At 69.3% G+C, this 18,700-nt stretch carries 17 protein-coding genes; 5 read left to right on the top strand and 12 right to left on the bottom strand.

Annotation, left to right across the window (positions count from 1 at the left end; all coding sequences use genetic code 11):
- The first annotated feature begins 9 nt into the window (after positions 1 to 9).
- Positions 10 to 2,049 carry a phenylacetic acid degradation bifunctional protein PaaZ gene (gene paaZ / locus KPF22_RS03030; RefSeq protein ID WP_224401164.1) on the top strand — a complete coding sequence of 680 codons (2,040 nt, stop codon included), beginning with the start codon at positions 10 to 12 and terminating at the stop codon, positions 2,047 to 2,049.
- A complete protein-coding gene (gene fabG / locus KPF22_RS03025) occupies positions 2,046 to 2,810 on the top strand; it encodes a 3-oxoacyl-ACP reductase FabG (RefSeq protein WP_224401163.1) in 765 nt (254 codons plus the stop codon). Before paaZ ends, fabG begins: the two co-directional genes overlap by 4 nt.
- 95 nt (positions 2,811 to 2,905) lie before the next feature.
- On the opposite strand, the gene KPF22_RS03020 is transcribed toward fabG, so the two are convergent.
- The 5 genes from KPF22_RS03020 to gshB all read right to left on the bottom strand — a co-directional run bounded on the left by KPF22_RS03020 (position 2,906) and on the right by gshB (position 6,955).
- Entirely contained in the window at positions 2,906 to 3,466 is a 561-nt protein-coding gene (locus KPF22_RS03020; protein WP_224401162.1) for a MarR family winged helix-turn-helix transcriptional regulator, read from the bottom strand.
- A gap of 121 nt (positions 3,467 to 3,587) precedes the next feature.
- Positions 3,588 to 4,091, bottom strand: coding sequence for a styrene monooxygenase NADH-dependent flavin reductase subunit StyB (gene styB, locus KPF22_RS03015; protein ID WP_161151647.1), 504 nt, complete (start codon positions 4,089 to 4,091; stop codon positions 3,588 to 3,590).
- Between the two features lie 40 nt (positions 4,092 to 4,131).
- On the bottom strand, positions 4,132 to 5,400 hold the full coding sequence (gene styA, locus KPF22_RS03010; protein ID WP_224401161.1) for a styrene monooxygenase subunit StyA: 1,269 nt from the start codon (positions 5,398 to 5,400) through the stop codon (positions 4,132 to 4,134).
- Between the two features lie 144 nt (positions 5,401 to 5,544).
- The gene (locus KPF22_RS03005; RefSeq protein WP_224401160.1) at positions 5,545 to 5,862 is read right to left on the bottom strand and encodes an EthD family reductase; all 318 of its coding nucleotides are present in this window, start codon (positions 5,860 to 5,862) and stop codon (positions 5,545 to 5,547) included.
- 82 nt (positions 5,863 to 5,944) lie between these two features.
- On the bottom strand, positions 5,945 to 6,955 hold the full coding sequence (gene gshB / locus KPF22_RS03000) for a glutathione synthase (RefSeq protein ID WP_224401159.1): 1,011 nt from the start codon (positions 6,953 to 6,955) through the stop codon (positions 5,945 to 5,947).
- Between the two features lie 120 nt (positions 6,956 to 7,075).
- On the opposite strand from gshB, the gene KPF22_RS02995 reads away from it, so the two are divergent.
- On the top strand, positions 7,076 to 7,786 hold the full coding sequence (locus KPF22_RS02995; RefSeq protein WP_224401158.1) for a gamma-glutamyl-gamma-aminobutyrate hydrolase family protein: 711 nt from the start codon (positions 7,076 to 7,078) through the stop codon (positions 7,784 to 7,786).
- 15 nt (positions 7,787 to 7,801) lie between these two features.
- On the opposite strand, the gene KPF22_RS02990 is transcribed toward KPF22_RS02995, so the two are convergent.
- The 5 genes from KPF22_RS02990 to KPF22_RS02970 are packed head-to-tail and all read right to left on the bottom strand — an operon-like array spanning position 7,802 to position 12,733.
- Positions 7,802 to 9,223 carry an aldehyde dehydrogenase family protein gene (locus KPF22_RS02990; protein WP_224401157.1) on the bottom strand — a complete coding sequence of 474 codons (1,422 nt, stop codon included), beginning with the start codon at positions 9,221 to 9,223 and terminating at the stop codon, positions 7,802 to 7,804.
- A 20-nt stretch (positions 9,224 to 9,243) separates the two neighbouring features.
- A complete protein-coding gene (locus KPF22_RS02985; protein WP_224401156.1) occupies positions 9,244 to 9,990 on the bottom strand; it encodes a glutathione S-transferase family protein in 747 nt (248 codons plus the stop codon).
- A 25-nt stretch (positions 9,991 to 10,015) separates the two neighbouring features.
- On the bottom strand, positions 10,016 to 10,732 hold the full coding sequence (locus KPF22_RS02980) for a glutathione S-transferase family protein (protein ID WP_224401155.1): 717 nt from the start codon (positions 10,730 to 10,732) through the stop codon (positions 10,016 to 10,018).
- Between the two features lie 53 nt (positions 10,733 to 10,785).
- A complete protein-coding gene (locus tag KPF22_RS02975) occupies positions 10,786 to 11,484 on the bottom strand; it encodes an SDR family oxidoreductase (RefSeq protein WP_161151639.1) in 699 nt (232 codons plus the stop codon).
- Between the two features lies 1 nt (position 11,485).
- Entirely contained in the window at positions 11,486 to 12,733 is a 1,248-nt protein-coding gene (locus KPF22_RS02970) for a CaiB/BaiF CoA-transferase family protein (RefSeq protein WP_224401154.1), read from the bottom strand.
- A 140-nt stretch (positions 12,734 to 12,873) separates the two neighbouring features.
- Between KPF22_RS02970 and KPF22_RS02965 the strand changes: the two genes are divergently transcribed.
- On the top strand, positions 12,874 to 14,124 hold the full coding sequence (locus KPF22_RS02965) for a glutamate-cysteine ligase family protein (protein ID WP_224401153.1): 1,251 nt from the start codon (positions 12,874 to 12,876) through the stop codon (positions 14,122 to 14,124).
- A gap of 551 nt (positions 14,125 to 14,675) precedes the next feature.
- Positions 14,676 to 16,367, top strand: coding sequence for a CdaR family transcriptional regulator (locus KPF22_RS02960; RefSeq protein WP_224401152.1), 1,692 nt, complete (start codon positions 14,676 to 14,678; stop codon positions 16,365 to 16,367).
- A gap of 44 nt (positions 16,368 to 16,411) precedes the next feature.
- Here the strand turns inward: KPF22_RS02960 and KPF22_RS02955 are convergent, their stop codons facing one another.
- A complete protein-coding gene (locus tag KPF22_RS02955) occupies positions 16,412 to 16,951 on the bottom strand; it encodes a MarR family winged helix-turn-helix transcriptional regulator (RefSeq protein WP_224401151.1) in 540 nt (179 codons plus the stop codon).
- Between the two features lie 263 nt (positions 16,952 to 17,214).
- Positions 17,215 to 18,477, bottom strand: a complete 1,263-nt coding sequence (gene styA, locus KPF22_RS02950; RefSeq protein ID WP_224401150.1) for a styrene monooxygenase subunit StyA — start codon at positions 18,475 to 18,477, stop codon at positions 17,215 to 17,217.
- Between the last annotated feature and the right edge of the window lie 223 nt (positions 18,478 to 18,700).

The raw sequence follows: 18,700 nt of genomic DNA, 5'->3' as shown, positions 1-18,700 counted from the left end.
ACGACACCGATGACCACTGCACTACTGCGCAGCCATGTATCCGGCGACTGGTACACCGCACAGGACGAGGGCCGCCCGCTGTACGACGCGGTGACCGGCGAGGAGGTCGCACGCATCTCCTCCAGCGGCCTCGACTTCGGTGCCGCACTCGACTTCGGCCGCCGGACCGGCGGGCCGGCGCTGCGCGAGCTGACCTTCCACCAGCGTGCCGCCCTGCTCAAGGCGCTCGGGCAGCACCTGCGCGAGCACCGCGAGCAGCTCTACGCGGTCTCCGCGCGGACCGGTGCCACCCTCGGCGACTCGAGGTTCGACGTCGACGGCGGCATCGGCGTCCTGCTCGCCTACGCCTCGAAGGCGAAGCGCGAACTGCCCAACGACACGATCCACGTCGAGGGCGGCCTCGAGCCGCTCGGCCGGGGCGGGACGTTCCTCGGCCAGCACGTGCTCACCCCGTTGCACGGGGTCGCGGTGCAGGTCAACGCCTTCAACTTCCCCGTCTGGGGCCCGCTGGAGAAGCTCGCCCCGGCCTTCCTCGCGGGCGTCCCGACGCTGATCAAGCCCGCATCGCCGACGGCGTTCCTCACCGCGGAGCTCGCCGAGCTGATCATCGGCTCCGGCCTGCTGCCCGAGGGGTCGGTGCAGTTCGTCGCCGGCTCGCTGGGCGACACCTTCGACCACCTCACCGGGCAGGACCTGGTGAGCTTCACCGGCTCGGCGTCGACCGCGCAGACCCTGCGCAGCCACCCCGGGATCGTCCGGAACTCCGTGCGGTTCTCCGCCGAGGCCGACTCGCTGAACCTGGCCGCGCTCGGCCCCGACGCGGGCCCCGGCACCGAGGAGTTCGACCTGTTCGTGAAGGCCCTGACCACCGAGATGACGGTCAAGGCCGGGCAGAAGTGCACCGCGATCCGGCGCGCGTTCGTCCCCCGTGCACACGTCGACGCCGTCGTCGAGGCCGTCACCGCGCGGCTGGCGAAGGTCGTCGTCGGGGCCCCGGACGCCGACGGCGTCCGGATGGGCGCACTCGCCAGCCTCGACCAGCGCGAGGAGGTCCGCCGCAGCGTCAAGGCCTTGCGCGACGCCGGCCGGATCGTGTTCGGCGACCCCGACCACGTCGAGGTGACCGGCGCCGACGCCGACCGTGGCGCGTTCGTGTCCCCGCTGCTGCTCGTCGGTGACCCCGACCGCGCCGAGCCGCACGAGGTCGAGGCGTTCGGCCCGGTGTCGACCGTGCTGCCCTACGACACTCCTGCGCAGCTGATCGACTACGCCGCCCGCGGTCAGGGCTCGCTCGCCGGCTCGGTCGTCTCCGCCGACCCCGGGTTCGTCCGCGAGGTCGTGCTCGGTGTCGCGCCGTTCCACGGCCGCGTGCACGTGCTCAACGCCCGCGACGCCGGCGAGTCCACCGGGCACGGCTCCCCGCTGCCCCAGCTCGTCCACGGCGGCCCCGGCCGCGCCGGCGGCGGTGAGGAGATGGGCGGCGTGCGCGGGGTGTTCCACCACATGCAGCGCACCGCCGTGCAGGCCGACCCCGACTCGCTCGCCGCGATCACCGGCCGCTGGGTCACCGGCGCGCAGCGCCACACCTGCGATGTGCACCCGTTCCGCAAGCACCTCGAGGAACTCCGGCCCGGCGACTGCCTGGTCGCCGGCCCGCGCCGGGTCACCCAGGCCGACGTGGAGCACTTCGCCGAGTTCACCGGCGACACCTTCTACGCACACATGGACGAGGCCGCGGCGGCGGCGAACCCGCTGTTCGGGCAGCGCGTCGCCCACGGCTACCTGGTCGTCTCGCTGGCCGCGGGCCTGTTCGTCGACCCCGACCCCGGTCCGGTGCTCGCCAACTTCGGCGTCGACGGGCTGCGGTTCCTCACCCCGGTCCGCTTCGACGACGAGCTCACCGTGACCCTGACCTGCAAGCAGCTCACCCCGCGCGAGTCCACCGGCTACGGCGAGGTCCGCTGGGACGCCGACGTCACGCGGCAGGACGGCGAGTCCGTCGCCCGCTACGACGTGCTCACCCTCGTCGCGAAGAAGGAGGAGTCGTGAGCAGGTTGCAGGGGCGGGTCGCGCTGATCACCGGCGGCGCGCGCGGTATCGGTGCAGCAACGGCTCGCCGATTGGCGCACGACGGTGCCGACGTCGCGATCCTCGACCTCGACGAATCGGCGGCGCGTGCCACGGCTGACGACATCGCCGCCGCCACCGGACGGCGCGCGATCGGCCTCGCCGCGAACGTGACCGACGCCGACCAGATCGACGCGTCCGTCGACCGCGTCGCCGAGGAACTCGGCTCGCTCGGGATCCTGATCAACAACGCGGGGGTGACCCGGGACAACCTGCTCTTCAGGATGAGCGACGACGACTGGGACACCGTCGTCGCGGTCCACCTCCGCGGCTTCTTCCTCGCGAGCCGTGCGGCACAGCGGCACATGGTGCCCGCGAAGTGGGGGCGCATCGTCAGCTTGTCCAGCGTCTCCGCGCTCGGGACACGCGGGCAGGTGAACTACTCGGCGGTGAAGGCCGGGATCCAGGGCGCCACGCGCACACTCGCCATCGAGCTCGGTCCGTTCGGCATCACCGCGAACGCCGTCGCTCCAGGGTTCGTCGTCACGGAGATGACGGCGCAGCTCGCCGAGCGACTGGGCACCAGCCTGGAGGCGTTCACCGAGGAACGCGCCGCGATCACCCCGGTCCGCCGGGCCGGAGCGCCCGAGGACATCGCCGCCGTGATCGCCTTCCTCGCCGGCGACGACGCCGCGTTCGTCACCGGTCAGACGATCTACGCGGACGGCGGACGGCGGCTGTGACCGCCCGGACGGAACACGTCCCGCGTCGTTGACCGACCCGGTCGGGAGCGACCGCCACGCTCCCGACCGGGTCGTTCCACGAGATCTCTCCCCCGTCAGCCTTCGCTGTCGTGCGGTTCGAGCGAGAGCAGCAGCTTCCGGAGCAGGGCCCGCAGCCGCCGCTGTTCTGCCGGAGTCAGGCCCTGGGCGAGCACCTGCGCATCCCGATCCATCAGGCCGGAGAGAAGCCCGTCGACCAGCTCGACCCCTACCGGTGTCAGCTCGACATCGACGCGCCGCCGGTCGTTGACATCGACGTGCCGGGTCACGAACCCGGCCTTCTCGAGCTTGTCGAGCCGCTGCGAGACGCCGCCGGACGTGATCAACGAGGAACGTGTCAGTTCACCGGCCGATCGCCGGTAGGGCGGGCCGGAGCGCCGGAGCATGCCGAGCACGTCGATCGTGCCACGGTCGCTCCCGAACGCGAGGAGTTGGCTCTTGCGATGCTGCTCGAGGTGCCGGCCGATACGCCAGATACGACTGACGATGCCCATCGGGCTGACATCGATGTCAGGGCGTTCTCGCCGCCAGTCCTGCTCGACCCGATCGATGGCATCGAACCCATCGGTCGACTCCGGCTGAACCTCGGCCGTCCCACCGTCCATGGCTGCGGACACCTAGGGTGACCTCCTCGCCCGGAGCCGAACACTGCTGTCCATGCTTCCACACTATCGCAGCGCTGAACGTCTTAGCAGCGAGAAGAAGACACCGTGTCGCAACACGTTCCGAATGCGCTGGTCAGCGGGGAAGGGCGAGACCAGGCGTGTGGTAGCGGCTGCCGAAGAACATGAGCGGGGCTCCGCCGTTCGACCCGCAGGACAGGACACGAGCGACGAACACCGTGTGATCGTGCACGTCGAATCGCTGGATCACCTCGCACTCGAACCAGGCCAGGCAGTCCGCCAGGGTGGGGACCCGGTCCCGGATCGTGAACCGGGGCGGCTCGTCGGACGGCTTGCCGGCGAAGTGGTTCGAAGCGTGCTGCTGCTCCTCGTTGAGGACGCTGGCTCCGAAATGGCCGTTCCCGGTGATGAACTGGTGGGCCCGGCCCTTCATGAGCGACACCATCACCGTCGGAGGCTTCAGACTGACCGAGGTGAAGCTGTTCACCGTCGCGCCGTGCACGGCGAACCCGACGTCGGTGCAGTCCACGTCCGGATCGGTGCAGCTGATGACGGCGACGCCGGTCGCGAAAAGGCCGACGGTCCGGCGGAACTCCTGCTGGATGTCGGTGGTCAGCATGATCGTTTCACGTCCTCGGGGTTCGAACGGTCTGTAGGTCTCAGCCGACGAGCGCAGGCTCGGGGAGCGAGGCGGAGTCGACATGACGCCCGACCCACGCGGCGATGCGCTCGGGAGTGGCGAACCGGTCCCACTGTCGCTCCGGGAAGTTGAAGCCGTCGGTGAACTCGTCGGCCATCGACGGGCTGTCGTGCAGCGCCTGCAGTACTTGTCCGAACTCGTCGGGCCGGGTCCGGAGCGCCTCGAGCATGAAGTTGGTCCAGCGACTGGCGGCGAGCACCCGATCGTCCCGCTTGCGCTCGAGCTGCTCGACGAACCGGTGGTCGAAGATGTCCTGCTCGACGATCTCCGCGCCGAGGACCCATGCGGCGTGGGACGCCATGTTGCCGCCCTGTCCCAGGACCGGGTCGACCGTCGACTTCACGTCGCCGAGCGACAGCGCCAGGGTCCCGTCGTCCAGGAGGACCGACGACCGGCGCACGGCCGGCGTGACAGCACCCTGCAGGAGGTCGATGCTGCCGCGGGCCAGATCGAAGCTGCGCGGGTCGACGCGCTCAGCGGTCGCCGGGTGGTGCGCGCGCAACGCGTCGAGCACCTGCGACCGGAAAGCCTTCGGGTCGTCGTCGTAGGACAGCCGGGACAGGCTCTCGAGCTCCCCACCGATGTGGTTCTCGAAGACCAGTGCGGTCTGCAGGCCGTCGAACGACAGGAACGGGATCTCGATCAGCTCACCGGCACCGGGTGCGGCCGACCAGACGACCGACCGGACGTCCTGCTGGTCGACGCCGTTGAACACGCCGACGCACAGCGCTCGCTGAGGGGTGTCGTAGGGGCACTCCGCGGCCACCCGGCCGAACATCTGGCCGAAGGGCCCCTTGCCGGTACTGACCACGACCAGGTCGAAACGCGAGGAGATCTCCGCGATGTCGTCGTGCCGGACCTGGCGCTGCTCGACACGGCCACCTCGCTCGAGGTAGTCCTCGAGGAGCTGAGCGTGATAGATCCGGTAGTCGACGGCGCGACTCGGAGCGTGGTAGCCGCCCCGGAACCTGAGCGGATCGTCCCCACCCACGTGGTACTCGTGGCCGAAGTAGCCGTAGTCGTCGGTCGACCAGTGGTCGACTCCCAGCTCACGCTCGCGCTCGAGGGTCACCGCGTGGTGCGCCACCGTGTTGGTGAGGCCGGTGGACCGGATCTCGTCCGGTCCGCGGTCGGCGATGATCGTGACGTCCACATCGTGACGCTGCAGGTAGAGGCCGAGCTGCAGGCCCGCCGTCCCGGCGCCGATGATGCCGATTCGTTTCTCCACGTTGAGCACTCCCATGACCCGCGACGCGGTGCGCCGCTCAGTTCCGGGCGGTCCGTGCGCGTCGGGCGACCGCCGACGGGCCCGACGTCGGCGACAGGCCCGTGATTCGCGTTACAGGTGAGACGACTTTAACACAGCACTAAACTACTTAGAAGCAATGGGCTCACGTTCGTGCTGGACGAAGAGGCCGGCGCCGCCGTCGGCGAAGTTCTCCAGATCGGCGGCGGCCGCCTTGCCCTCGTCCGACCCCATTCCGGCCTGCAGGTCGGCCTCCGACGCGAACGCGAGCTGCGCCAGGAGGTAGTACGGCGGCTCGCTGCCGTCGAGCGAGGCGCAGTGCCGCGCGGTGATCTCCACCAGCCCGGGGATCCTGCGGGCCAGCGGGAGGTGGGACTCCGCGTAGTAGGTGTCGAAGGCGTGGGGATCCGTCGGTCGCCCGTAGGCGACGGTGAGGACGTGCATCGGTCTCCTCGGTTTCACCGGCACCGGCATGCGCGGTGGAGGTCGTGGCCGCGACGGTCGTCGCAAGCGGCTGGGCTGCATGTCAGGCAGGCGTGTGAAGGCGGCGCACGCGGTTCTCGACCCAACAGAGGACGTTCTCGGACAGCCTGGTGCCGGCGAAGGCGTCGATCTCGCGAACGCCGGTCGGGCTCGTCACGTTGATCTCGGTCAGCTGGTCTCCGATGACGTCGATGCCGACGAAGTAGAGGCCGTGCTCGGCGAGCGTCGGCGCGATGCGGTGACAGATCTCCTTGTCCCTCGGCGTGATCGTGTCCGCCACGACGCTGGCGCCTGCCGCCATGTTGCAGCGGAACTCGGCCCCGGAGGCGATACGGCGGACCACGCCGATGGGCGCGCCGTCGAGGACGATCACCCGGCGGTCACCCTCGTCGCACCGATCGATGTAGCGCTGGACCACGACCTGGTCCCTGCCCCGGCTCGAGACGGCCTCCACGATCGACCGGAGGTTGGGGTCGCCGTCACGGAGCAGCATCACGCCCCGGCCCGCCATGCCGTCGGTCGGCTTGATGACGGCCGTCCCCCAGCTACGTGCCAGTTCGAGCACCTCATCGGCCGACGAGGTGAAGACGGTGTCGGGGCAGAGATCCGGCCAGCGCAACGGGAAGAACTTCTCGTTGGCGTTGCGCAGACCGGCAGGCCGGTTCACGACGAGCGTCCGGCGCTCGTCCACGTAGTCGAGGATGTAGGTACCGCGCATGTACGCGGCGTCCACGGGCGGATCGGTCCGCACGAAGACGGCGTCCATCTCGCTCAGGTCCCACCGCTCGACCGGGCCCGCGGAGTACCAGTCGTCCGGGGCGTACCACCGACCGTCCCTGAGCTCGGCCGGGCGCAGCGAGAGCGGGATGCACTCGGCGACCGCGCGACCGCCGGAGATCCGGAGGTCACGCATCGTCGTGATCAGAATGCGGTGCCCACGGGCCTGCGCGGACTCCATCATCGCGACGCTCGTGTCGTGACCCGCTGTCAGCGTCTCGACCGGATCGATGATGAACAGCAGGTCCAGGCGAGGGCGGGACTGTGCGACGGACATCGGTGTCTCCTTCGCTCACTGACGACGGGTGGTCGAGATCTCCACGAGCTCCACCTGAAAGCTCAGTCGTGAAAACCTTACTTCTGACAGGATCGTGGGAGAACGGGTCGAGGAGCCGGAATGTCGAACGCAGCCAGGACGACGCCGCTGATCGCGGTCACGGGTCGACGGCGGCCTGCCGGTGGTGTCCACACCGGGCCGGCCCAGCTCGACGTCCTGGACGTCGACTTCTACTTCACCGGCTACGCGAACCACGTCCAGGACGCCGGCGGCATCGCACTGCACCTGCCGACGGACCCGTCGGTGCGCCCCGCTCTGGGGCGTCTCGACGGCCTCGTGCTCACCGGAGGCGTGGACATCGACCCGCAGATGTACGGCCGGACAGCCGGGCCCACGACCCAGCCGGTCGACCGGCGCCGCGACGCCACGGAGCTGGGGCTCCTGGAGGAGGCGCTCGAGCTCGGGATACCGCTCCTGGCCATCTGCCGTGGCCTGCAGCTCGTCAACGTCTTCCTCGGCGGCACGTTGCACGACGACCTGCCCGACCACAGGGTCGGGGACGATCACGAGATCCTGATCGAGCCGGCGAGCCTGCTCGGCAGGCTCTACGGCCCGACGACCACGGTCAACAGCCTCCACCACCAGTCCGTGGACCGCGTCGGAGAGGGGCTCGTGGTCTCGGCGAGGGCTCTCGACGGGGTGGTGGAAGCCGTGGAGCACCCGGGGCGCGATCTCCTCGGAGTGCAGTGGCACCCGGAACAGCTCACCGGACCGCAGCCAGCCTTCGGCTGGCTCGCCGAGGCTGCCGGCGAGCGTGCTGCGGTCCGGTGACGCGATCATCGTCGATCAGCGCTTGACGCTGAGGACCTTGATGTTGGTGTAGGCGAGCAGGCCGTTGAGGGAGCCCTCGACGCCGATCCCGGACTGCTTGGCACCGCCGAACGGGACGGTCGCGGTGACCACAGGGTGCTGGTTCACCCACACCGAGCCGGCCTCGAGACGCTCGGCCACAGCCGTGGCGCGGTCGAGGTCAGGGGACCAGACCGAGGCGCCCAGGCCGTAGTCGGTGTTGTTGGCCCGCGCGACCGCGTCGTCCAGGTCGGTGTAGGTGAGGATCGGCAGGACGGGACCGAACGGCTCCTCGTCGACCAGCGGGTTGCCCTCCTCCACGCCTCGGACGATCGTCGTGGGGAACCAGTAACCGGGACCGTCGGGAACCTCGCCGGTGAAGAACGCCTCGCCGCCGGCGGCCAGAGCGCTCTCGGTCAACTGCCGGACACGGTCCAGCTGGGGCTTGTTCTGGACGGGGCCTGCGTTGACCCCTTCCTGCAGCCCCGGACCGACGACGACGGTCGCCGCCTCGGCCGCCAGGGCCTCCGAGATCGCGTCGAGCTTCGACTCGGGGACGTAGAGCCGCTTGAGTGCCGCGCAGACCTGGCCGGAGTTCGAGAAGGCGGCCCAGAACAGGTCCTTGCCGAAGGCGGCCGGGTCGACGTCGTCGAGCACGATGCCGGCGTCGTTCCCGCCCAGCTCCAGCGTGACCCGCTTGAGCGAGCTCGCCGAGGCGCTCATGACGTGCTTGCCCGTGGGAACGGATCCGGTGAAAGAGATCTTGTGGACCCCGGGGTGGCCGGTCAGTGCTGGACCCAGCTCGTCGGTCCCTGCGACGACCTGCACCACGCCGGCGGGCACCACGTCCTGGATGAGCTCGCCGAGGCGCAGCGTGGCAACCGGGGTGTACGGCGACGGCTTGACGATCACCACGTTGCCGGCGACCAGCCCGGGGATCAGCTTGAACATGGCGGCGAGGATCGGGTAGTTCCAGACGGTGATCGCGCCGACGACGCCGATCGGGTCCCGCCGGACCTCCACCCGGCCGGTCTCATCGTCCTTGATGATCTCCGGGTCGAGCGAGATCGAGCCGAAGAAGTCCACCTGCCTGAGACTCGCGCCGATCTCCCCACGAGCGTTCGCGAGCGGCTTCCCCTGCTCCATCGTCACGAGGAGGGCGAGCTCGTCGATGTTCGCCTTGATGACCTCGGCGATGTCGCGGACGACCTGCTGGCGCTTCTCGAGGGGGGTCGCCTTCCAGGCCGGAAGCGCGCGGTTGGCCGCCTCGACAGCCTCGTCGAGCTGAGCGGTGGAGGCTGCCGGGACCTCGATGAACGGCTCGCCGGTCGAGGGGTCGATCACCGGCAGGGTGCCGGCGCCGGCGACCGCGCGGCCACCGATCGTCAGCTGGGGGATCGTGAGTGTGGGAGTCACCATGAGCGTGCGCTACCTATCTCTCAGTGGGTGGACGCCGGCTGCTCGGCCGGAGCGCCGTCGGCCGAGTTCGTCGGGCGCGGGTCGACGCCGAACAGCTGTCGGTACTGCTCGGGGGTGTAGCGGAAGTTCTTCGCATCCTCGGAACGCTGGTCCTCGAGCTTCGCCTTCGCCGACGGCCGCTCGGAGATCCGGTCGGACCAGGCCCGAACGGCCGGGTACTCGTCCAGGTCGATCCCGTGCCCCTTGCCCAGCCGGGTCCACGGGAAGCTCGCGATGTCGGCGATCGAGAACTCGCCGACGATGTACTCGCGGTCGGCGAGACGCTCCTCGAGGATCGCGTACACCCGCTTGGCCTCGTTCCCGAAACGCTCCTGCGCGTACTCCACGACATGGCCGTTCTGGGGGGCGTAGGTCGTGAAGTGCGTGGCCTGTCCGAGGCCGGGCCCCTGGTTCGCCACCTGCCACACGGTCCAGCAGATGGCGTCCCAGCGAGCCACGGGGTCGGCAGGCAGCAGACGCCCGGTCTTCTCCGCGAGGTACATGAGGATCGCGGCGGATTCGAACAACGCGATCGGGCGGCCACCGGGGCCGTCGTGATCGACGATCGCGGGGATCTTCCCGTTCGGATTGACCCGGAGGTAGCCCGGGTCGAACTGGTCACCCTGGGAGATGTCCGTCCAGCGGACTTCGTAGGGGAGGCCGAGTTCCTCGAGCGCCATGTGGATCTTCCGGGCGTTCGGGCTGACGAAGTAGAAGAGGTCGATCATGATGTCTCCGGTGGCCGCCGTGCGATCAGACGCCGAAGCGGTCCTGCATCCGCGTCGCGTACCCGGCGAGGTTGGACTTCGAACGGGCGTAGTCGCGACCGGCCCAGTCCCACGGCACGTCCGCGATGTGGCGGTAGGTCGAGTAGACCGTCGCGTCGTAGGACGTCGGCTCCGACCCGAGCAGGAAGGGCTTGTCGGCGAGGAAGTCGGACAGCGCGTCGATGTCGGCCTCGAAGTTCGTCAGCACGTCGTCGTCGGCACGGAGACCCATGCCGTGACCGGACGCGGCACCCCAGATCTTCTGGCGGTAGGCACCCATCGCCTCGACGAGCTCGGGCGCCGGCTCCTCGCCGGGCGGCACGAACGACGGCAGGTAGACGGAGAACACCTCGTCGTTGCGCCACCGGGCGTAGATGACGCCCGACCAGTACAGGTTCTCCTCGACCAGTCGCTGGAACGCCAGGCCCACCGCGTGGTCACTCGCACTCAGGTGGGAGTCCAGCTTGTCGCCGAACCGCTTCTTGAGGTGGTGGACGATCGCCGTCGAGTCGTTGACCTGGCTGCCCTCGTCGAGGATGTAGGGGAGCTTCGCCGTCGGCGACTTGCTCGCGAGGCTGTCCAGCGGCTGGATCTTGTACTCGAACGGGATGTCCGCCATCGTCGCGTAGTTGACGACCTTGGTGACGAACGGGCTGATGTCAGGCAGTCCCCAGGAGGGGACGAACCCGTAGATCTCGATCATTCCAGACTCCTTTGGCTCGGATGTCGATGAAGGGGGTGACGGGGACCCGTCGATCACCAGGGGAGGATCTCCCCGTTGGCGTGCTGGAACTTGCCGGCGGTCTCGACCGTGAGTGCGTCGAGCACGTCGACGAGCTGCTGGGCGGCCTTGTCCGGCGGGGAGTACGCGGAGGCGTACTTGGACATCAGCTCGGGATCGACGACGTCCAGCAGGTTGGTGAGCACCATGCCCGGGTGCAGGGCCTGTACCGCGATACCGCGCTGCTTCAGGTCGTGGTGCAGGTTGAGGGTGACCATGTTCGCGGCGGCCTTGGAGATGCGGTAGGCGTAGTCCCCACCGCTGCCGTTCTCCTCGAGGGACCCGATACGGCTGGTCAGGACGCCCACCTTGGCGCCGTCGTCGATCAGGCCGCGGAGCTCACGGACCACGCGGAGGGGGCCCAGCGTGTTGATCTCGAACTGCTTCCGGACGTCGTCGTAGTCGACCGTCTCGAGGGTGTCGAGATGCATGATGCCGGCGACGTTCACCAGCCACTCGAGGCGCCTGCCCTGCTGCTCGAGGCGCTTCGCGAGACCGCTGACCGCCTCGTCGCTGGTGACGTCGACACCCTGCTCCACGGCGATGCCGAGGCCGGCCAGATCGGCCCCGTCACCGAAGCAGGCGGCGACGACGTCGTCGCCACGGTCGTGCAGAAGGCGCGACATCGCATTGGCGATACCCCGGTCCGCTCCGATGATCAGCTTGGTCGCCATGTCAGGCTCCTCGTGTCTGGACGACGTCGGCGTCGTCCGGTTCGGGGGTCGGCTCGCCGTGCTCGGCGCCCACGACGCCGGCTTCGACGAGCCGCTCGATCTCGTGAGCGCTCAGCCCGAGCTGGCCGAGCACCTCCCGGCTGTGTTCGCCGAGCCGGGGCGCACCACGCGGGGGTTCGGTGGCCGTGCCCTCGAAGCGCGCCGCGACCCGCGCCTGACGGATCGGCCCGGCGACCGGGTGCTCGGTCTCGATGATGCTCCCGGAGGCGATCACCTGCGGGTTCTCCAGAAGCTCGAACCGCCGCAGAGCAGGTGCGCACGGAACGTCGTGCCGCTCGAGGATCTCGATCCACTCGGATCCGGGCTTCTGCAGCAGGACCTTCTGGATCTCGGAGAGCCGCTCGTCGACGTTCTCCTCACGCTTGGACGGAGTGTCGAAGCGTTCGTCCACGAGCAGGTCCTCGCGGTCGGCAGCCCGGCAGAAGGCTTCCCACTCCCGGTTGCTCATCGTCGACACCGTGATGTAGCCGTCGGCGGTCTCGTAGATGAGGTCGATGAAGCTGGCCGCCTTCTCGGGAGCGACGGGCTGGTTCACGAACGTGTAGGCGTTCATGTCGCTCGCCCAGAGGAAGGCCATCACCGTGTCGAGCATCGACAACCGGATGTGCTGACCCTTGCCGGTGCGACCGCGGGCGACCAACGCCGCGCAGATCGCCTGCGCTCCGGTGACGGCGGTCAGCTTGTCGGGGAGGACGGTCCGGATCAGCCTCGGCCGCTCCTCGTCCGACCCGGCCTGGATCGTGGTGAGACCCGACAGCGCCTGGACGATCGGGTCGTACACCCGCTTCTTCGCGTACGGGCCGTGCTCTCCGAAACCACTGATCGACAGGTAGACGAGACCGGGGTTGACCTCGGCCAGGTCGTCGTAGCCGATCCCGAGCCGTTCCACGACACCGGGCCGGAAGTTCTGAACGAGAACGTCAGCCTCGGCAACCAGCTGCTTCAGGACGCGGACGCCCTCGGCATCCTTCAGGTTCAGCGTCAGCGATCGCTTCGAGCGATTGACGTTGACGAACATCGAGGCCAGACCTTCGACCTGATTACGCAGTGCCCGGACGTGATCGCCGGTGCCGGGGGCTTCGACCTTGATGACGTCGGCCCCCTGGTCGCCCAGGATGTCCGCGGCCCACGGGCCGGACAGCATCGCTGACAGATCGACGACCCGGATCCCGTCGAGAGGACCACTCATCGCTCACCTCGTCGTTGTGTGATGGGGTTCGGGGCGGAACCGTAGTAGCAAACTTCTTAGCGGTCAATTACTTCTCACCAAGAAGCTCTGCTGCTACCTTCCAGTCGTTCACCGTCGAACGCCATCGAGGTGGTAGACCCGTGCCCTCCCCCAGCCGCACCCTCACCCGCGCACTCGCCGCGTCACTGACCGAGGTGACGACACGGGGAGACGGCCGAGAGCTGATCGGCATCGAACGCGAGTGGCCGCTACGCCCGGTGTCGTCCCCGGCGGACCGGGCGGACCTCCCTACGCTCCAGCGCATCTGCGACACCCCGCTCCCTGCGGCGGGTCGCCCGACGATCGAGCCGGGCGGCCAGATCGAGCTCTCCACCCAGCCGGCGTCGTCGGTCGACCGGGCGTTGGACGCCCTCCACCTCGACACCGCGGAGCTCGGTGACCGACTCAGGCGCAGCGGACTGACCGTGCACGATGTCGCAGTCGACGTCTCGCGCCACCCCCACCGCATCCTGACGGCCGGGCGATACGCAGCGATGGAAGAGTACTTCGCCGCTCATGGCGAGGCAGGGACCTGGATGATGTGCAACACGGCATCGACCCAGCTCAACATCAGCCACCACCCGGACCGGCCCGCCGATCGCTGGCGCCTGGCCCACCAGCTCGGCCCGGTTCTCGTCGCAGCGTTCGCCAACTCGCCCGGACTCGACTCCGACGGGACGCGCTGGGAGTCACTCCGCCAGGCGATCTGGTGGTCGATCGCCCCGACACGCACCCGGCCGCCGTGCACGGTCCGGCCGGCGGCGGAGGCCTGGCTCGAGTACGCGTTGGCCGCCGACGTCATGCTGGTGCGCGGCGACGGCGACACGGCGCACTCCCAGCTCCCGGGCTTCAGCTTCGAGCAGTGGATGGACCACGGCCACGAGGCGGGATGGCCCACAGCGGACGACTTCACCTATCACCTCACGACGCTCTTCCCCCCGATCCGCGCCCGAGGCTGGCTCGAGCTCCGGATGATCGACGCACTCCCCTCGGCGCTGCTCGAAGTGGCGACCCTGGTGACTGCGACCGCACTGACCGTCGACGCCGTCATGGACTCGCTGCTCGCAGGCCTCCCCCGCACCGAGCACCTGTGGCTCGACGCAGCCCGTTCAGGTCTCGCCCACCCGACTCTCCGACAGGCGGCGACCCTCCTGTTCGACGAGGTCGAGGGGCACCTCTCCGTGACGACCGCCGTCCCGGAGCGACGAGCCGCCGTACGACGCTTCGCCGATCGGTTCGTCGCCGCCGGGGCCTCCCCTGCGCAGAGCATCGCGTCCGACGTCCTGCGGACAGGGTTCGCGCCGCGTCTCCGTCCCTTCGACCTTCCCGTGCCGACGCTTCAGTCCGCCTGAAGTCCTGTCCGACCTTCGCGAGGTGTCCGATGCTGCACGCCCGCCCCACCCCCGCACACCGACGACCACGCCGGGGCCGCGGGAACACCCATGGCGTGAGCTGTCCGCTCCGTGTCCCCCCACCCGTGGAGACGCGCTTCAGGTTCCACTCCGGCGTCGCGCTCCTGTGGCTCCTGGCCGGCGTCGCGATCGGCGCGGGAGTGCTCCACGTGATCACCCCCTGACCGAATCTCTCAGTAGTAAGTTTTGGACCACTAGGTAACCGACTGCTATCGTGATTCACGTCGCACTTTCAGACACGACGACGTGCCACGGTGCAGCCGCACCTCGGTCGCCGGTCGCGTCGTCGCCGTCTCTCCGAGGAGCTGGTCGACCCGACAACTCGACGACACGATCCCGAACGGCAGCCCTGCACCCCACAGTGCAGACCTCCGTTCCCCGTCCGGCCGGAGGCGCTGCCGCCGACGCCCCCGGCCGGCCAACTCCGGCACTCCCCTCGGGCTGCACGCCGCGAGAGCAGTGAGTCCCGCCGCGCGAAGGAGAAGCGACCGATGAACGCTGTCGCTGTCGACGATGCCCCGATCGTCTCGACCGATCCCGACCACGAGCCGTCGGCCACGCAGCTGACGCCGTGGGAGCTGCGCACCATCGAGCGTGTCCACGAAGCCATCCACCTCCGGTTCCCGGGCGTGCTCGGCTGCTGCTACGCGTCGATCGGGTGTCCTCCCGCACGACTGTGCGCGCTGCACGACCAGGAGCTTCCGGCGATCTTCGGACGGCTGAGCACGTCCGGTCATCACGGCGGTTTCAGCGTCGAGGCACACGCCGACTCGTCCGGGACCACCCACTTCGTCGCCACGGCCGTGATCTCGCGCGGCACGCGCACGATGGGCAGGGTCCAGTTCGTCGCGAGTTGCGCTCCGGACGTGGCGGCGTTGTCCCGCATCGTCGCGGTGGCAGTCCAGGAGGCCGCACTCGACGTCGATGCGGAGTCGAGCGACACCTCGGCCACCGCCGAGACCGGGCTACGGCTCGATCCGGCAGCGCAGGAGACGCTCATCGAGCTCTTCGATGCCGGATCGGGTGGTCAGCCCACGGTCGGCTGCCTGCTCCAGCGCGTGGCCCGAGCGCTCGGCAGCGCGGTCGCCGTGCAGACCACGAGGGGCGTGGTCATCGCAGCTGCCGGACAGGCGGACCACGTCGCCCTGAACATGGCGAGCCACCGCGACAGCGACGCCGTCGCCCGAGCGGCCCGGTCGAACACGCCGGTGTTCACGGCAGGACGATCTGGCGGTCTCACGCGGGCGGTGACCAGGGTCGGCGTCGGCGGCGGACAACCGCACCTTCTGGTCGCCGAGGTCGATCGGCGAAGCGCATGGGGCATCGCCGTCCTCCGTCAAGCGGCGGGCATCCTGTCCTGGCTCCTCAGGATGCAGCAGGACGCCACCGACGACATCGCGCTCCGGCGCTCGGCCATCGTGGCCGACCTGATGCGCGCCGACGACCTCTCCAGCATTCCCGCTCGTGCTGCCGTCCTCGGACACGACATCAACGCGCCGCACCGGGCACTCGCATTCACAGCCGCACGAGGCTCGTCCGATCCGGACCTCCGCCGAGCGGAGCAGATCCTCACGGAGCGGTTCCGCGGGGGACGCAACGGCGCCGGCTCGGACCCTCTGGTCACGACGATGGGGCGCCACGTCATCGCACTGATCCCCGATGCGGGGAGTCGGGACTCCGAGACGGACGCGCGACTCTGCCTCACCTCTCTGCGGCGGGAGGGGCTGCAGTTCGTCTGCGGAATCGGGCCCTGCGGTTCCGGCCCGGAGGAACTCGCCGAGGGTCAGCATCAGGCGGTCCGGGCGGCCGACATCCTCCGGGACCACGATCGCCGCGATGCTGTCACCTTCTACGAGGACCTCGGTCTGCTCGGGTTCCTCTACTCCGACTGCGACCGCAAGCGCCTCGACAGCTTCGTCTCGCGCTGGCTGGGACCGCTGTACGAGCACGACGGCAACGCGAACTCCGAGTTCCTCCGCACCGCGGAAGCCGTCCTCGGACACTCGACACTCAACGCCGCGGCGAACGCCCTGTTCATCCACATCTCGACGCTGAAGTACCGGTGCAAGCGCATCGAGGAGGTGCTCGGGGTCGACCTCCGGGACCCCGAGGTCACGTTCAACCTGCGGCTGGCCATGAAGCTGAACTCGCTCCAGCAGAAGCTGGGCTCGCGTCACGCCTGACCGGCCCGGCCGGGCGCGGTCCGATCGGCCGGCCGGGGCCGTCCTCAGTCGTCGTGCTCGGGCTCGAGAGACATCAGGAGCTTGCGCAGCAGCGACCGCAGCATCTCCTGCTCGTGTGGCTCCAATGCCGCCGCGAGAGTGTGGTGGTCCTGAGCGGTCAGCTCGGCCAGTACGGCATCGACGAGCTCGACCCCCTCGTCGGTGAGCTGGACGTCGACCCGGCGCCGGTCGTCGGGGTCGACACTGCGCATCACCAGCCCGGCGCGTTCCAGCTTGTCCAGGCGCTGGGAGACCCCGCCCGAGGTGATGAGCGCGGAGCGCGTCAGCTGCCCGGCGCTCTGCCGGTAGGGACGACCGGAACGCCGGAGCATCGCGAGGACGTCCATCGAGCCGCGATCGGTCGACATCGCCGTGAGCAGCTGCTTGCGCTTGTCGTCGAGATGCCGGCCGATCCGCCAGATCCGCGTCACGATGCCGAACGAGCTGACGTCGATGTCCGGCCGCTCATGGCGCCAGCTCTGCTCGACGAGGTCGACCCGGTCGTACTCGACCTCCTCGCCGCCGTCGACGACCTGCAACTCCACCCTCGGATGCGGGAACCGTTCGCCGTGACCCGTACCCGGTCCTGACGGATCCGCAGTGACCGACGGCTCCGGACCGGACAAGCCGCTCCCGATCGAACTACGGGACATGGGGATCCTCTCGTTAGATGATCGAGATCGGCGATCCGTGGCAGGACGCGCCAAGAGCCGGGTGGACAGCCGCTCCCTCTGGCTGCCCACCCGGCTCCGTGGAGCACTCGGCTCCCGAGGGCCGGCCGGCGTGTCCGCCGGCCGGCAAGGATGGATCAGGCTCCGGCGCCGACCAGCTCCATGGCCGAGCGGTCCTTCGTCAGCCACGCACCGATCCGGTCCGGGTGTGCGAAGACGTCCCACTGCCGCTCGGGGAAGTTGAAGTTGTCGGTGAACTCGTCGGCCAGACGACGATCCCCGGCCAGCGCACCGATGAACGCCTGGAACTCAGGCGGCAGGGTGTCGAGGGCACCCAGCATGAAGTTCGTCCACCGGGTCGCGGCGAGGACGCGGTCACGGCGGCGCGCGTCGACGACCTCGACGAAGCGGGCGTCGAAGACGTCCTGCGCGACGATCTCCTCACCGAGCACCCACGCGGCATGCGACGCCATGTTGCCACCCTGACCCAGGACCGGGTCGACCGTCGCGTTGACGTCGCCGAGCGCCAGCGCGGTCGTCCCGTCGGGCAGCACGGTCGAGGTCTTCCGGACGATCGGGACGACGCCGCCCTGCAGGAGGTCCAGCGGGCTGTTGGCGACGTCGAACTCCTTCTCGTCGACGCGCTCGTAGGTCATCGGGTAGTGCGTGCGGAGCTTCTCCAGCATCAGCTTCCGGAATGCCGCGGGGTCGTCCTCGTACTTGGTGTGACGGAGGATCTCGAGGTCACCACCGATGTGGTTCTCCCACACCAGGGCGGACGCCATCCCACCGAAGGTCAGGTACGGGATCTCGATCATCTCGCCGTGCCCCGGGGACGCGCCCCACACGACGGAGCGCTGGTCCAGCTGGTCGATGCCCTTGAAGACACCGACGCAGAGAGCCCGCTGCGGCGTCTCGTGCGGCGAGTGCTCCGGGTCGCGCGGGAACAGCTTGCCGAAGGTGCCCTTACCGGTGCACACCACGAGAAGATCGTGCTGCGCCTCCAGGGCCGACACGTCCTCCTCGCCGAGGGTGCGGTACTCCATCTTCCCGCCACGGGCGGTGAAGTCCTCCATCAGCTGCGGGTGGTAGATCCGGTAGTCGATGCCGCGGCTCGGGGCGTGGTAGTCGCCGTAGAACCGGAGCGGGTTGGGGCCACCGAGGAAGTAGTGATGTCCGAAGTAGCCGACCTCGTTCACGTCCCAGTGGTCGATCCCGAGCGCGCGCTCCCGCTCGATCGTCACCGCGTGGTGCGCGACGGTGTTCGGGAGTCGACCGGCCGCGTACTCCTCGGGACGGCGGTCGGTGTAGATCGTGACCTCGATGTCGTGCTGGCGCAGGAAGAGGCCCAGCTGCAGACCCGCCGTTCCGGCGCCGATGATGCCGATCCGCTTGCTCATTCTGACTCTCCAGTGGTCGGGCGACGTCGACGTCGCTCTCGGGAGACTTTCCGTGGACAGGTAATGCGGAACCCGGCGCTCCGGGCCCGCGGGCCGGCTCGGGCACTGTCCGGCCCGAGCGTGGGCTCGGGCGGTGGAGAACGGTGCATCTGCCGGATTAGAATAGTTCTAAGCTACTTACTCGTCAACTGCTCAGTCGTTGACCGACACGGTCGGCGCCGAG

It is taken from the genome of Pseudonocardia sp. ICBG1034, assembly GCF_020131375.1.
Lineage (GTDB): Bacteria > Actinomycetota > Actinomycetes > Mycobacteriales > Pseudonocardiaceae > Pseudonocardia > Pseudonocardia alni.
This window is presented reverse-complemented; position numbering and strand designations above follow the sequence as displayed.

Excerpts from the sequence above, each read along its gene's own strand:
- paaZ (WP_224401164.1), top strand. The coding sequence starts at position 10 with ATGACCACTGCACTACTGCGCAGCCATGTATCCGGCGACTGGTACACC.
- styB (WP_161151647.1), bottom strand. The coding sequence starts at position 4,091 with ATGCTGACCACCGACATCCAGCAGGAGTTCCGCCGGACCGTCGGCCTT.
- KPF22_RS03005 (WP_224401160.1), bottom strand. The coding sequence starts at position 5,862 with ATGCACGTCCTCACCGTCGCCTACGGGCGACCGACGGATCCCCACGCC.
- gshB (WP_224401159.1), bottom strand. The coding sequence starts at position 6,955 with ATGTCCGTCGCACAGTCCCGCCCTCGCCTGGACCTGCTGTTCATCATC.
- KPF22_RS02995 (WP_224401158.1), top strand. The coding sequence starts at position 7,076 with ATGTCGAACGCAGCCAGGACGACGCCGCTGATCGCGGTCACGGGTCGA.
- KPF22_RS02990 (WP_224401157.1), bottom strand. The coding sequence starts at position 9,223 with ATGGTGACTCCCACACTCACGATCCCCCAGCTGACGATCGGTGGCCGC.
- KPF22_RS02985 (WP_224401156.1), bottom strand. The coding sequence starts at position 9,990 with ATGATCGACCTCTTCTACTTCGTCAGCCCGAACGCCCGGAAGATCCAC.
- KPF22_RS02980 (WP_224401155.1), bottom strand. The coding sequence starts at position 10,732 with ATGATCGAGATCTACGGGTTCGTCCCCTCCTGGGGACTGCCTGACATC.
- KPF22_RS02975 (WP_161151639.1), bottom strand. The coding sequence starts at position 11,484 with ATGGCGACCAAGCTGATCATCGGAGCGGACCGGGGTATCGCCAATGCG.
- KPF22_RS02970 (WP_224401154.1), bottom strand. The coding sequence starts at position 12,733 with ATGAGTGGTCCTCTCGACGGGATCCGGGTCGTCGATCTGTCAGCGATG.
- KPF22_RS02960 (WP_224401152.1), top strand. The coding sequence starts at position 14,676 with ATGAACGCTGTCGCTGTCGACGATGCCCCGATCGTCTCGACCGATCCC.
- styA (WP_224401150.1), bottom strand. The coding sequence starts at position 18,477 with ATGAGCAAGCGGATCGGCATCATCGGCGCCGGAACGGCGGGTCTGCAG.